The organism is Mesorhizobium sp. BH1-1-5, from assembly GCF_020165615.1.
GTDB lineage: Bacteria > Pseudomonadota > Alphaproteobacteria > Rhizobiales > Rhizobiaceae > Mesorhizobium.
The window spans coordinates 1-14,809 of record NZ_JAIUIM010000009.1 but is presented as its reverse complement, the minus strand read 5'-3'; the positions used below and the strand labels follow the sequence as shown (position 1 = coordinate 14,809).

At 60.2% G+C, this 14,809-nt stretch carries 7 protein-coding genes and 1 pseudogene; 4 read left to right on the top strand and 4 right to left on the bottom strand.

Annotated features, from left to right (window positions below; all coding sequences use genetic code 11):
* Positions 1 to 130: 130 nt before the first annotated feature.
* A complete protein-coding gene (locus tag LB572_RS13760; protein ID WP_224668085.1) occupies positions 131 to 4,984 on the top strand; it encodes a hypothetical protein in 4,854 nt (1,617 codons plus the stop codon).
* Between the two features lie 85 nt (positions 4,985 to 5,069).
* Here LB572_RS13760 and LB572_RS13755 read toward each other — a convergent pair whose 3' ends face one another.
* Positions 5,070 to 5,768 carry a poly-gamma-glutamate hydrolase family protein gene (locus LB572_RS13755; RefSeq protein WP_224668084.1) on the bottom strand — a complete coding sequence of 233 codons (699 nt, stop codon included), beginning with the start codon at positions 5,766 to 5,768 and terminating at the stop codon, positions 5,070 to 5,072.
* Between LB572_RS13755 and LB572_RS13750 the strand changes: the two genes are divergently transcribed.
* Positions 5,767 to 9,636: a hypothetical protein gene (locus LB572_RS13750; RefSeq protein WP_224668083.1), complete on the top strand. Its 3,870-nt coding sequence runs from the start codon at positions 5,767 to 5,769 to the stop codon at positions 9,634 to 9,636. The two genes, LB572_RS13755 and LB572_RS13750, sit on opposite strands and share 2 nt — an antisense overlap.
* A 133-nt stretch (positions 9,637 to 9,769) precedes the next feature.
* Here LB572_RS13750 and LB572_RS13745 read toward each other — a convergent pair whose 3' ends face one another.
* Positions 9,770 to 10,606 (bottom strand): NYN domain-containing protein, encoded by an 837-nt coding sequence (locus LB572_RS13745; RefSeq protein WP_224668082.1) that lies wholly within the window; start codon positions 10,604 to 10,606, stop codon positions 9,770 to 9,772.
* A 190-nt stretch (positions 10,607 to 10,796) separates the two neighbouring features.
* Between LB572_RS13745 and LB572_RS13740 the strand changes: the two are divergent.
* A pseudogene (locus LB572_RS13740) lies at positions 10,797 to 11,674 on the top strand (toll/interleukin-1 receptor domain-containing protein).
* Here LB572_RS13740 and LB572_RS13735 read toward each other — a convergent pair.
* Both LB572_RS13735 and LB572_RS13730 read right to left on the bottom strand, forming a co-directional pair.
* The gene (locus LB572_RS13735; RefSeq protein ID WP_224668081.1) at positions 11,671 to 12,423 is read right to left on the bottom strand and encodes a helix-turn-helix domain-containing protein; all 753 of its coding nucleotides are present in this window, start codon (positions 12,421 to 12,423) and stop codon (positions 11,671 to 11,673) included. The pseudogene LB572_RS13740 and the gene LB572_RS13735 sit on opposite strands and share 4 nt — an antisense overlap.
* Positions 12,424 to 12,545: 122 nt before the next feature.
* A complete protein-coding gene (locus LB572_RS13730; protein WP_224668080.1) occupies positions 12,546 to 13,856 on the bottom strand; it encodes a Shedu immune nuclease family protein in 1,311 nt (436 codons plus the stop codon).
* Between the two features lie 145 nt (positions 13,857 to 14,001).
* On the opposite strand from LB572_RS13730, the gene LB572_RS13725 reads away from it, so the two are divergent.
* Positions 14,002 to 14,511, top strand: a complete 510-nt coding sequence (locus LB572_RS13725; protein ID WP_224668079.1) for a hypothetical protein — start codon at positions 14,002 to 14,004, stop codon at positions 14,509 to 14,511.
* The last annotated feature ends 298 nt before the right edge of the window (positions 14,512 to 14,809 follow it).

Here is a 14,809-nt window from a genome sequence, read left to right as displayed (position 1 = left end):
GCCTTCGCACTAGGCATAGAAATGTTGCCTCCCGGCGCGGGTCTCGCAATCATTCCACTCACTAGCGAGTCGCAAGGATGCTATGAGATCGCATGCCCGTTTTGGGGCGGTTAAGGGCTGACCCGATATCATGGAGTTTCTCCAAAAGCAGATTACACCTCCGGCAAATTGGGGAACCTTCGAGGATCTGGCTCGGGCGTTGTTCGCGGCAGTTTGGAACAACCCTCTAACTCAGAAGAACGGCCGCACTGGGCAGGCGCAACACGGGGTCGACATCTACGGCGAACCAAACGGCACGCCGGGCAAATGGCACGGGGTCCAGTGCAAAGGGAAGATGCGATCCTACGGTGCGAGGGCGACCAGAAGAGAATTCGACGCGGAATTGAAGAAGGCCGACGAGTTCTCGCCGGGGCTTAGCTACTGGGTCTTTGCGACCACCGCGCCGATTGACGCTCCGCTGCAAGAACATGCCAGGGAAGTATCGGTGACGCGTATCGCGGCCGGCAAGTTTCCCGTCGATGTCCTAGGTTGGGATTCGCTACTCGCACTGCTTGCGCAACACCCAAAGGTCCTACGACAATTCTACCCAGAGCTGGTCTCCACCCTTCCCGACGATCTTGGAAAGCTTGACGCCGCCGGCGCCGCCGCACTCGCGTCAATCGACGACAGCCTTCGCCATGGCGACACGGCTTTAACCTTGGTCCGGCCCGACCTTTGGCTCGCGATGCAAGAGGCATTGTCTCAGTCGACAATCGTGCGGATCACCGGCGATGGCGGTGCGGGCAAATCAGGCCTACTCAAGCGGTTGGGCTCAACCTTCGACGGCCCCTGTCTGATCCTCAAGGACAACCGCATCACGGCGACGAGCCTTCAGCAACATCTCGCCCAGCTCGGTATCGCCGGTAGTGTCGAGAGCTTATTGCAAGATCTGGCCGACGCTCGCCGCGCCCTGTGCCTAATAGACGGCGCAGACCGCCTGCTAATGTCCGATCGTCGCGGCGTGGTTACCGATCTCTTCGCTAGCATTGCGCGCAGCGCCGCGCGCGCAAATTGGACGATAGTGACGACCGCACGTTCGTTTCAGGACCAGGATCTGGTCACGACTGCACTCAGGGAGGTCGGCTTCGAACATGCCGGCACCACGCTCGAAGTCGGAGCGATCGATGATGCGGACGCGGACGTGCTTGCCGCCGCCTTCCCGGCTTTCACGCGCCTCGTCGAGCGCAACGATCTCGCCGGCCAGAATCGCTCGCTTTTTCTGCTGCGCGAACTCCTCAAGTACGATAAGTCGGCTGCCCGTTCCTTCACCGAAGTCGACATTGCCGGCACTTGGGCCACTGCGCCGACCGCCGATCCTTCCCTTTCCCCCAGACGCAGCAAGGCGCTATCGGAACTCGGCCAAAAACTGCTGTCGGCTCCTAGTCAGCGGCCCGCGCGGGCCGATTTCGACCCGCTAGGGCTACAAGCGCTAATCGAAGAAGGTTCGGTTCTCATCCTCCCGGCGCGCGATACCGTGGCGCTTGCCTATGACGTGCATGAAGATTGGCTACTGGCACGTAGCCTGGACCGTGAGCGCAGCAGGCTAGCCGAGGTTTTGAGAACTGCTGGCGAGCCTCTCTGGTGGCAGCGCGCAGTACGGCTGGTTGGCCAAATCCTCCTCGAGGCCGAAGACCGCACGGGGTGGCGGAAGGTCTTAGCGGTGATTGATAGTGCGGGCGACCTAGATCCAGCCTGGGCGCGCGCGCTGCTCATCGCCCCGCTCTATTCGGAACGGGTCGCAGACATCCTGCCTAGGTTGGAGGAGGCTTGGCTTGCTGACGAAGCAGCCCTGCTCAAGCGGCTGATAGACACGTTGATTGTCTTTGAGACCGGTATCGACCAGGAATTTTTAGCGTCGCCAGCTCTAGCGCATCTCGACGAAGCACAGCGCTACACGCTGGCTGCACATTGGAAACAACCGATCCTGCGGAGCTGGGTCGCCTTCCTGCGCTGGTCGCTCCCGCTTTGGGAGACATGGCCCGCCAATCTCATCCCGCTGCTGGCTGAAATGGCTGCCATTTTCACGCGCGCTACGGCGCGTGTGCCGAATGTCCATAGCCGCGCCATCGCTCGCATCTGTGCCGCTTGGCTCAATGAGATCGAGGACGCCCAATATGGCGAGAACAGGGCCGATCGGCGCGCGCCCTTCGGACTCGACTTGGCGCGTGATCGCTGGCGCGATGTAGAGAAGCGGCTACGCGAGGCATTGTCCTATACGGTCGATTCCGCGCCCCGCACGGTCGGGGCCTATGTCGAGCGGCTTGGACGCTCACAGCGGCTGGCCGAGCCGCGCGGAAAGCTCATCGAGGCGCCGCAACGCATTCCAACGCTGCTTCCGGGTCCATGGGTCGATATGTGCTTATCACATTTTGTTCCCCATCGCCGTGTCCACCGTCCCAGCCCCGATTCCTTGTTCGGCCTCGAACTGTTTCCATTCCACAGCTATCAAAACGCCGGGATCAATGATGCGCACGGATTCTTTCCGTCATCACCGCTCCGCGGAGGTTTCGCTGACCTTTTCGAAGCTGATGAGCGCGAGGCACTTCGTCTCCTGCACCGGGTGGAAATGCGGGCGGCGGTGTACTGGCGATGGCGTAATAAGTGTCAGGATCGGCGACGGCCGATCCCCACGATCTTGTACCTGCCTTGGGGCAAAGTGACATTGTGGGGGGACGAAGCCGTCTACCGCTGGTCGCGCGGGGTGCTCGGCTCGCACGTTCTGGGATCCGCTTATCTCGCCCTCGACCAGTGGATGAGTGATCAGGCCGCCAAGGGACGTTCGCCTCAGGAACTTGTGCGCTTAGCACTCCAGAACAACGGTCTTGTCGCGTCGGCTGCCGTTTGCATTGGCATGCTTTCGGAACATGTGAACACCAAGGGCACAATTGATTTGGCCGGCCCGTTTCTGGCCGAGCCGAGGCTGTGGCAATTTGATATCAAGCGCCATATCGACGATCGAGGCAGTGCCCATCGAATTGGTTTCTGGTCGCCAGAGGACGTCCATTACCAAGCTGTCGAACGCCTGCACCAGCGCCGCCGAGCGCAGCAGCCGCTGTCACATGCCTTGTTGCTGCCGTTTCGGCTCATGGCCGAGAGCGACGTGCAGCACCAGTTTGATGCTCGGCGCGTCCAATGGCATGCCCGCGACGCTGCAGTCTACGAAGACGAACTGAACGACGCGGCAACGCTTACCGAACTCGACCGACGTATCGAGCGTTGTCGTTCCGACGGCGACCCCTCGCAGATCGAAATGATTCGCGGAGCTGAAGATGGGCAGATCATAGCGAGCATCGCGCCGCCTATCGCAGCAGCTGAGCAGATTGCCGCGGTCTCGGCACGGCAACAACGCCTTGAGCGTGCCAGCCTTCTGGCGAACTGGGTAAATGCCACACGCGAGAGAGGCCAGTTGAGTGATGCACTGTCCATCCCAGACGCGATTGCACAAGCCAAGGCCCTGTTTGCCGAGGTCGAAGCGGGGCAAGATATGTCTGATGATGGCCTGTCGGAGCGTATTGCCAGCGCGGGAATCGTCGGCACGGCTGCGGTCACGGTGCTCTACGGGATAGATGAGCTCGTGCAAGCAGAGCGTACTTGGGTGGAGCATTGGCTGTTTCAGGGCGCACGCCTGAGCCGTACAGGTTGGGAGTTAGCGGTCACAGTGGATGAGGCCATTCTCCCCTATGATGCCCAAGTGCTCGCAGCCTGGGGTCTCGCTGGCCTGGCCTGCCGCTATCCGGACTCACCGCATGTGGACGGAATGGTATTTACCTTGACAGTGCAGCGCCTGCACGCCGTGACGGAGGCGGTGATTGAGGGGCTGCGTTGGGACCAAAGAGCTGAGTTTGCTCGGAACGTCGTTGTGACAGCGCTGGACAGCTGCGTGATCGACGTCGGGCACTGGTGGTGGGGCGACAAGGAGAAACGACGCGCCGCCGCGCGTACCGAGCGGCTCCGCAAGCGCGCAATCAGGCGAGCCCGCCGCTCTGGCGCAGCGGACAGAGCTCCACTGTTCCCTCCCGCTCCGTTCGAGCGGCGATGGATCTGGTCGTGGCGGAAACTTGAGTTGCCGCAATGGCTCAAACTTAAGTCTCGCACGGTCCTCGACTGGAACAAGGCGAAAACCGTTCTGCAGCGAATCGATTGGGCTGGACTGACCAAAGACGAAGATGGAGTTCGCCGATTTGCAGCCTATCTCAGGAGGCTTGTCGAGTGGACCCAAGCCTATTCGGAAGAAGAAGCGCAGCGCTACGACAGCCAGTTCCCTTATGAATGGGGACACGCGCTGGCACGTGTGCTTGGCCGCTTCGCCGCCAAACATGGTCGGAGCAACGACTGGCAGGCCTTGCGAAATTTTACCTACCGCGATCGCGCCGAGGAACTGATCGGCGAGTATCTGGAGGCGATCGCGCATGAGCTCGTCGAGAGCGGACGGGAGCCCGACGGACGCTTTTGGGACGCCTGGAGGCCGGCAGCAGAGTGGATTATGCAGACGTCGGTACCCCGCCGCCGCGATAGAAACGCCCCCCTTTCGCAGTTTGTGCAGGCCGCCGGCTTTGTGGGGCCATATATGACACCCCTTCCTCCCGATTGGCCCTATCTCGAAACACTACTGGACTGGATCGACGGCTGGGTCTTAGCAACTTGCCATCTACCAAGCGCGGCATATGCCGTTCTTGCTATAGGTGAGCGCATGACGCCCGATCAGCGCCTACGCTGGTTTCTGCCTTGGTTGCTGCTCTTCGTCGAGCGGCATGGCGCGGACGAGAGTTTCTGGTCCTATGACGGCCTAGGCAACAAAGCGGCCGCATTGATCAAGCCGCTGTCTAGTGCCGATCCAGACCGACGCCTGCAGGCTCGCCAGTGCTTAGCGATTATCGCCGATGCGGGCTCGCCGGTCGCCCGGGAGCTGCTGCCCCTATTCGCGGCTCCCCGACCAGCTGCTTGAACGATAGAGGGGAGATGCGTCCTCGCAAGCGATGATGTCGGATAGTCGGCTAACAGGCGAGATAAATTGTCAGATGCTCCGGCAGTTACGGGCGGTTAGGAGGTAGCCCCTCGCGTCGTACCAAGTCGAGCGCGCTAATGGCGCCCCGAACGGCACTGCTAAACGTCTCCAACAGCTCCGGCTCCTTGGCGAGCCGATTGCGCAAAGATTGGGGCAATTCCAGTTGTGCCCCTCTGCCCGTCGATCCACGATTGACGATGTTCGAATCTTTCATGCCGGGGAACCGATGTCCGCTGCCTTTTGTCTTCAATCCCGCAGCGCGCAGACCCTCATCGATGGCCGCTACCAGATCGGCATCCTTGCCGCCAAGATAGATCGTATCCACGTCACCCTCGTCGGCACGGCCGTGGATTGCGACGACGGTGCTTTTTGTTCTCAGCAGCTCGATCGCGCGATCCTCGTCAAAATTCTCTGACGTAATGTGCAATTCTGCATTTCCGTCACCCATCGTCCCCTCGAAGCAATACATATCGAGGTCGCCGCCTGCGACAGCTGCGGTGACCATCGAAACGTGACGCTCGATCCCGCCGCCATGCGGTGTCATCACCAGGGCGCCGCCAGTATTTGATCCCGATCGGACCACGACACGATAGTCCTTGTTTTCTTTCTTTGCGCCTTTTAGCGCGGCGAAGTTCGGAACCTCTTTTTCCATAAGCCTATCCAATGGGTTATATAAATCGGCGCGTTGCGCGCATGCTTGTCCCTGCTGGTAGTAGAAGCGCATGATATTCGAAGCCGACCCAGATTTCATCAAGACGCTCGACAGCACGAAGCTTGTCGAGCTGATGAAGCGCTTGCTGCTCGCCGAATGCCGTCTCACAGGATTGCCATTGCGAGCCGCCTCTGTTCCCCTTCAGGTGACCGTGGCTGACGGGGGCGAAGATGGCCGCGTCGAATGGACGGACGGCCCCGCCGCGACCGCCTACTTTCCACACCGCTTTACACTGTTTCAAGCCAAAGCAACCAATCTCACGGCGACCAAACTTCGTAGCGAAATTTTGAAGAAAAAGAAGGACGGCCCGGTTGTACTCAACGAGGCTATATCGGACGTCCTCGCGCAAGGCGGGGCCTATGTCGTCTTCTGCTCCCACCCCTTTGTCGAAGTAACGAAGAAAAAATTTGTAGCCGCCATAAGGGCGGCGATTAAGGACGGTGGCGCCGATCCGGCGGAAGCTGTCGCGATCGAATTCTTCGATGCGAACAAGATTGTCGACTGGGCAAACTCACATCCAGCAGTCGCCCTCTGGCTGATGGCGCAGCAGCGCGGACGCTCCCTCGCCGGTTTTCAAACCCATGATGGTTGGGGCAAGCAACCTGCCATAGCAACCGTTCCGTGGGTTGCTTCGGAGGCGCCGCGCTACGTCCCCGTCGATCGAACTATCCCAGATGCTCAGCGCAAGAACATTGCCATCAATGCCTGGAATTTTGACCAGGCAGTGCGTGCCTGCCGCGCAGGCATGGACGGCAAGGACCGCGTCGTCCGTGTTGTCGGTCCTTCCGGATTCGGAAAGTCGCGGTTCGTTTACGAACTGCTGAAGGATGGGCTGACGGTAGCAGATCAGAGTGCGATGCGGTCGGTCATTTTTGCCGATTTCCTCGTCGTCGGAGACGAACTCCTGAAAGTCGCGCTAGAGATCGCTGATTCAGGCTCGACTGTTACGCTGGTGTCAGACGAGTGTCCCGATGATGTTCATCGCAAGCTCGCTGAATTCGCCGGTCGCGAAGGATCGCAACTTCGGCTGATCACTGTGAATGTCGAGACCAAGTTTACACAAGTGAAAGGAACCTTGACGATCCGCCTTGACCGGGCGGACGACGCGACCATCGAAGCGATTGCAAAAAGCGCGGCTCCCGCCCTCCGTCAGACGGACGTGCATTTCGTCGCGGAATTGGCCAATGGCTTCCCGCAAATGGCCGTACTAGGGGCGCAGCAAAACGGTGACGGACGCGACACGATCCGGTCCGCCGACCAGGTTCTGGACCGTGTCATCTGGGGGGACCGGCCCCACAACGACGAAGCGCAAAAGGCGCTGGAGGTGCTCAGCCTTTTTGAATTGGTTGGCTTCAAGGGCCAGCCGATAAGCGAGGCAGCGTTTGTTGCTGGCAAACTGGCCGGTATGACAACAGACCAATTTATCGACCAGATCTTGAGCTTCAAACAGCGCGGCATTATCGAAACTCGCGGCAGCTACTTTCAAGTTCTACCCATTCCGCTGGCAGCGCGGCTTAGCGCGCCACGGCTCGGTCGCCTTTCATCGGACGCCCTTGTTCGAATTTTTTCCGATGCGCCGGAGGGATTAAAGGCAAGCCTCCTGGGACGCATGCGTTGGTTGGATACTTCCCCAACGGCAAAGGCGTTTGCGTTGGCGTTGCTCTTGCCCGAAGGTATCGGCAATCTCGCTGCGCTCAATACGGAATTCGGGGCAAAGTGCTTCGACCGACTGGTGCATGTAGATCCCGATCGCGCCGCTGCAACGATCGACCGGGTCTTGTCCCCCTTAAGCCACGGCGAATTGCAAGCCATCCGGGATGGCCGCAACTATCTCGTATGGGCGCTGCAAAAGCTGGCATTCCGCAAGGAGAGCTTTGATCGCTCGGCCGTACTCCTACGGCGTCTGGCTGCCACCGAGATCGACAACGGTCATTCGACCGGCGCCGGAGAAACGTTCAAGCAATTGTATCAACTTCATCTCTCCGGCACCGAAGCCGAACCGGCAGCGAGATTGCGGGTACTAGATGAAGGGCTCTCGTCGCTCGATGCTGGGGAACGCCAAGTCTCGATCGACGCATTGGAACAGATGATTGCGACGAGCCATTTCTCCAGAGGGGGCGGAGCCGAAGAAATCGGGAGCGCCCAGCCACTTCAAGATTGGTCCCCCAAAACCTACAGCGAGATTTGGGACTTTCACCGCGCTGGCATGGAGCGCATGACGGATTTCGCGGTATCCAGCGGTCCGTATGCCGAGCAGGCTAAGACGGCGATTGCTCGGCATATACGCGGGCTAATCAGCTCAGTTCCCTTCGAGGACGTCAGTGCCATGATCGATCGGATTGTCGCCCATTCTGGCCTTTGGCCGGATGCGATCGAGGCGGTGACCGAATGGCTTTACTTTGATGCACGTGGGACCAAGCAGGAACACGTCGCCAAGGTTCGTGCCTATTTTGACGAACTCATGCCGGATGATCCCGTCGACAAGGTTATCGTATACACTCATGGCTGGCCCGCGGACTTTCACGCTCCCGACACACGCTACGATCGGGACTCGAATAGTAACCATGATTTCGAGTATTCAGGCCGGGAAGCCGTGAAAATCGCGCCGGTCATTGCCGCAGACCCCGATGCCCTCGATCGAACACTGGCTGCCCTTTGTTGCGGTGAAGCTAACAACGTTTTTGCCTTCGGGCGCGCGCTGGCCGTCTCCGCAGCCGATCCGGTTGGGCTTTTCGAGCACGCGCTCACAAAGCTCGATGGGGTTCCCGCAGCGGTCAACCGACAGCTCTTTCGCGGACTGATCGCTGGAACCGATGCGCGCGATCCCGTTGCCGCGCGCGAGTGCATTCGCGCGGCGTTGCGCGCGCCGAAGCTCAAAAACGATGCCATCTCGATGATCGGATCCGGCAAACTCCAGCCGGGCGACTTGGAAATGGTCATTGCGCTGCTTGAGAGCGGCGACGTGGAGCCGTGGCGCTGTGCGGCGCTTTCCTACGGAAGCGGCCTGGACCATCTCTCCAGCGCCGAGATCATGCCACTCCTCGACGCGCTACGCAAAAAGGGGGCTGCCGGACTATGGGCCGCGCTCGATGTCGTATTCATGTACCTGTTCGGCGGCAAGCGTCCGTCGCCTGGGCTTGTCCGGACAATCAAATCCGTGCTCCTGGCGCCCGACCTCTATAACAAGGTCAATCAAGCGCCGATGGACGGATATCATTTTCATGAATCGGTTGAGCTGCTGGCCAAGCACGGCGCCGTCGATGCCAAATTCGCGCGCGCCATGACAGCTCAGATCGTCAAGCTTTCCCGGGCCCCCAATAGCGACGTATTCTTTGCACTGGACGATCCGGCACGCGTGGCATTGTTGCAGCTTCTGAAAAGCCATCCCTCTGAGGCATGGGAGGTACTCTCAAGCGAACTGGAAAATGAAGACCCGCTCCTCCGTCACCGCCTGAACCGTCTAATCGAGCAGGATCGCGAAGATTGGCTTGGAGCTGGCATTTTGTTTGAGCTCCCGCGCGATCTCTACCTTGGCTGGGTGCGAGCGGAGCCGACCAAGCGCGCTTCAATCATGGTGCCGTGGCTGCCACTAGCCGTAAAGCAGAATGACAGCTCATTGGTCTGGCATCCGGCGATGGCTTCATTTGTCGAAGAATTTGGCTCACAGCCGGATGTGTTGCGTGGCTTGTCAAGCCGGCTTCGCCCAAAGATGTGGTCTGATTCACTGGCCTCGTATCTTGAGCCGCTTATACCGATGGTTTCCACATGGCAAAATCATCCCGCCCCAGCGATCCGAGCATGGGCCAACTCTGCGATCGATAATCTACGTCGCTGGGTCGATGAGGAGCGTGAGGAAGACGACGACGATACCCATAGGTAGATACATCCGCCAAGTTATCCTAACCGCCTCGTCCGCGGCCGTCCCCGGAGGGCGGCAGCTAGTCTAGCGCACGTTTGTGAGTAGGCACCGCCGGCGCTTTTGCCATCAACGGCAACGATGGAATTCCTTGTCCCTATCGGCTCGGCTTTGGCGATCGGTCCTTGTTCCGCTTGTCTGCGACATAGCTCTGTCCACTCTCCATTTTCATTATGTCGAAGAGGCCAGTCGCCGCGAAGAGTGCAGGAAAGTTCTTCACTCCATAGTTTCGTGGGTCGATGGGCGCCTGTCGTTTCGCCGCGCTTCCTGCCGATGACATAGCCGCCCATCCATCGTCTTGCGCCGTGGCTTCCACAGCGCCACGCAGGATCGTCACGAGGGTCGTATCTTGCGACAGAGATTTGCCCGTTCGCTTGTCGGCGGACTTTTCGGCGGGCGTTTTAGATTTGGCCGCCGATTCCGCTTTGGTCTTTGGTTTCTCGCCGGGGGCTTCAGGAGTTGTCGGTGGCTCAGCATCGTCCAGGCTATCGAGATAGAGGAAAGTCGTGCAGGCATTGACAAACGGTGTAGGCGTTTTGCGTTCCCCAAATCCGTAGACGTCGTGTCCGTTGGCCTTTAACTGCATGACTAGTGGCGTGAAATCGGCGTCGCTGGAAGCCAAACAGAAAGCGTCGAGCTTTTGCGTGTAGAGAAGTTCCATTGCATCGATCACAAGCGCGATATCGGTGGCGTTTTTGCCGGCTGAATAGCTGAACTGCTGAATGGGCCGGATTGCAAAATTGTGCAGCTTGTCTTTCCAGTTTCTGAGATTGGCGCTTGCCCAATCGCCATAGGCGCGGCGGATATTGGCCGTGCCGTATTTTGAAAGTTCCGCCAGTATCGCTGCGACGTTGCCGTGGGACACATTGTCCGCATCGATGAGCAAGGCGATTCGCCGATCAGATGTGGTGCGCGACCGGTCCTCGTTTTCCATTCGATTTTTCGCCCTCGCTGCGCATCTCCATTGATAGCATCTATATGCGATGTGCGCACGATTGTGGTTCAAGCAGCGCCGCTCCCGCTGACGTGCCCGTTGGCCGGACCAAAGCCCGAAACGATGACGCCCTCGAACGCACGGCTTCATGCGTGCTATAGGGCCGCGCGATATTCACACGGACGACGCGATGTACAACCTTCTGGTATCCGGCTGGGAAGAGGAATGGCAAGGGGCGCCATGCACCTTCGACCTATCGCGTTGCGTCAGCCAGCACGAATACACCGATCAGAAGGTTGCCGAGAGGTTCGGTAAACTCGACGGGACCGCCCTGGCCGAAATGACGCGGCTGCCCACCATCTTCGCCGACGAAGATGGTGGGCAGCCGACCCCAAGTTCGGGCTAATCCGCGAGGTGACTGTGCGGCGCGGCCAGGTGCGGATCGAATACGAGTTCATCCCGGTACAGCCCTTCCTGACGGCGGCCGACTTCGACGCTCTCGCCTTCGAGCTCGACATCGGGACATGGGAGAGGAATCGCACGCATTGGGCGATCAAGGATGTCAACCTGCCGAAAGAGCTGCACGCTGCGCGGGGCATCATCTTGCCGTCGTGGACGCGGCAGGCCAGCCGCGCCGTCGACATCACCCAACACCATTTCGATGTTGGCCTCTCGTTTCCAGGCGAAGCCCGCGGGCTGGTCGAGCAGGTGGCCCGCGAGCTCGAGGCGCGTCTCGGTCCCGACGCCTATTTCTACGACAACAACTACGTCTCCCAGCTTGCCCGGCCGTCGCTCGACACCCTGTTGCAGGACATCTATCGGAACCGCTCCAAGCTCATCGTCGTGTTCATCGGCGCCGACTATCGGCGCAAGGACTGGTGCGGCGTTGAGTTCCGCGCGATCCGCGAAATCATCATGGCTCGGGACGAACAGCGCATCATGTACGTGCGCGTCGACGACGGCGCCGTCGATGGCGTGTTCCGCACCGACGGCTACGTCGACGCGCGACGTTTCAATCCCGCTGAAATCGCCGAGTTCATCACCGAGCGCCTTGCCCTCATTCCCTAATCGTCGGTGAGCCAGCCCGGCGTCACGGCGACCGCCCGGCGGTCGACCATGACGTGGCGACGCTTCGGCGCGCCGGGATCGGTGAGGCGTGGCGTCACCGAGACAATGGCGACCTTCCAGTCGGGCATGCCCGGCTGCGGCGCGGCCATGACACCGGACAAGACCGTCAGCCCGCGGCGCTCCAGTTCGGACACCGCGGTTAGAATGTCGTTGTAGAGCTGGCGCCGCCCGCGCCCTGACGACAATGGCTCCTCGTCGAGGTCGGAGAGGATGAACGAGGCGAGGTCGAGCCATTCGCCAAGATTGGCGATGTCGTCGTCATAGGTGTCGGGCACGCCGGGACGGTGGATGAGGTAGGCGTCGCACTTCGCGGCATCGCGGATGGCCTTGTGCGTCTTCATCGGCGACACTGCCACCGGTTCGAGATGGCCATACCTCTCGACGAGGTGTTCGGCCGCCTTGTCCGGACCGATCGGCAGGCGCGGCGTGGTGAACGCGCCCGGCTCGTGGCCGAGCGCCTGGGCGATGCGGTCGAGCGCTTCTACGCTGACCTTCTCGGCGCGTTCGACGCGCTCGACCGTCGACAGCGAGACACGCGCAAAGTCGGCAAGCGTGGCGGCTTTCCACTGCTTGAGATGGCGGCCCCAGCGTACCACCATGGCGACGAGCTCGATAGCCGGCGGCGTGGGCACATCGACCGGCTTGTTGGGCAGTTCCTTGATCTTGCCGAGAAGTTCCGAGGCATTCATGAACGAAGTCTCCTTTCGTGCCCACGAACATGCCTCAACTCCGCCGAGCAAAAGAGGTCGAAACGCCCTTCACCACGCATCAGCTCCCGACCCATCCCCGCCGACCCGCACACCTGTTCGGTTCAATCCCGCCGCTCAATGACGCGCTTGTCAGCGCGTTGCCCCAGTTCGGCCGAGCCTGCGCGCGCCGTCAGCGAGTCGATGATTCTGTCGAGGCGGCGGAGCAAATCGTCGTAGGTGACGATGTCCATCATATTCGCATACTTCCGCTTGATGACCTCTAGGTCGAACGATTGGTTCTCGGTGAGCGCGCCTGTGCCGTCCGTTCGGCGATCGCGGCCGAGCAGAAGCAGCGCCTTGGGATTGGTCACCCGGATCTGGAGGCCGGCGGGGAGCGCTGACCCGTATCGCTTCGACAATTCGCGCTCCCCCTCAACGCCCCATTTGGATAGGTGGAACAAGTATTTCTCGGCCTGCATGATGGTGCCTGACAGCTCCTTGGTTGGAACGCTGTTGCCGCGATAGAGGCCTCTGCTCAGCAGAATGTCGTCAAAAGGCTTCTTGATCTCGATGACGTCGATATTGCCGTTGGCGTCGACCACGCACAGGTCGACGTATCGGTTCTTTCGCTTGCCCGGGGTCGAATAGAAGTCGGCGATCCGGACATTCTCCAACACCGCTACATACTTCGGGAACAGCAGCAGGATGACGCCGACAACCATCTTCTGCCACTCCTTCTCGGAGTAGCTAGCCGCCCTGGCGAGCCAGGAGGATAGCGTCGCGCGCAGATAGACGAACTTGTCGATCTCGGCGCGAAGCAGCTCATCCCGTCGCAAGGCGCGGCCGCGCGCACCGGCGTTCCGGCGATTCAGGTAGCTTTCGTAGTGATCGCGCGCGCTGGTCGTGCCGTCGAAGAATTCGCCGAGGATGGTCTCCACGCGCGCCGCGGCATAGCGGTCGACCTCGATGCTGTTCGGGAACCTCTCGAGCAGTTCGCCGAAGGCCTCGATAGCGATGCTGTCGGCCCGGTCGCCGCCAACGACGATTTCGCTGCCGGCCCTCAGCTTTGCAATGCGCCGAAAGATGCTGATGTTGCGCTCGGCGACAAAAACTTTCCGGTCCAGCGCGATCCCCTCCGCGACGATCAGCACATCGCTGTCGATCCCCAGGATCCGCCCGGGAATGCGGTGATATCCGTGTTTCGTAGTCGCGAACCGAAACCGATAGAGCGGGCGCTCGTCTTCCTCCGCCTCATCGTCATGCGTCACACCGTGTGCCATCCCCGCCACGAGGTCGGATTTGCGGAAGAAGAACACTCGGCCCAGCATCACCTTGCCCGCCGCCTTGAGTTCCCGTGTCACCCAGGCATTGCCACCTAACTCCGGTTGGTATTCGAGCGTCACGCCCTTGCTGTCGATCTCAAAAGAAATCACCGCACTTCCTCCTGAACTAGCCGGCACCACGTCGACCGCCCGATCCTTCCTCCGCAGGTCAGCTATCGCGCCGTCATTTCCGTCTGGAACGAAGACACCACAATGCCACCTACCAGCGGTACCGACATTCAGATACAGGGATGGCATGACCGATGTCACCCACTGGCTTCGCGCCAAAGCGCACGGCTTCAATCACCTCTCGAACGAGGAGGTGGACGCCATCTCGGACTTCTCGTTGCTCTGGGCTTTATTCGAGTCGCGCCTGCTCAACAGCGAAGGAAGTTCCCGAGCCATTTGCGATCTGGTCGATGGCTGGCAAAAGGACGGCACGCTCGACGCGACATCGCTGGACCCGGAGCTCGGCTACTTCCGTCAGCGCTACTTCGACAGTGGCGCCTTCACCGATCACTTCGGCCATTTGCATCTGCGCAGGAACGATCAGGAGCCGCTGGTCCGGGCTGTGGTTGACGGCAGCGACAACGACCCACGCAATCGCGTCGCCGCGGTGCTGATCATCATCTTCCGTTACCGCAACAACCTCTTCCATGGCGTGAAGTGGCAGTACCAGCTCGCCGGCCAGCTCGGCAACTTCGCCACAGCGAACGCCGCCCTGATGAAGATGCTTGACAGGCACGGTGCGCTACTTGAGGGCTGAGATCGCTAGCAACGCCTGAGAGGTGCGTACTTCGATCAGACTGTGCTCGAACTCCCTCGAGGCAGAGAACGTGCAGGAGGGTACCCGCGCGCGCTACCGCGAGGCGCCGACTAGCTGCCGGCCACAGCCGCGCACCGAACGTCGATATCGGCGATTGCGTGCCGTTCCAAACGCAAAAACCGCCCCGGTTAGACCGGGACGGTTATTGATTTATGACAAAATTGGTTGCGGGGACAGGATTTGAACCTGTGACCTTCAGGTTATGAGCCTGACGAGCTACCGGGCTGCTCCACCCCGC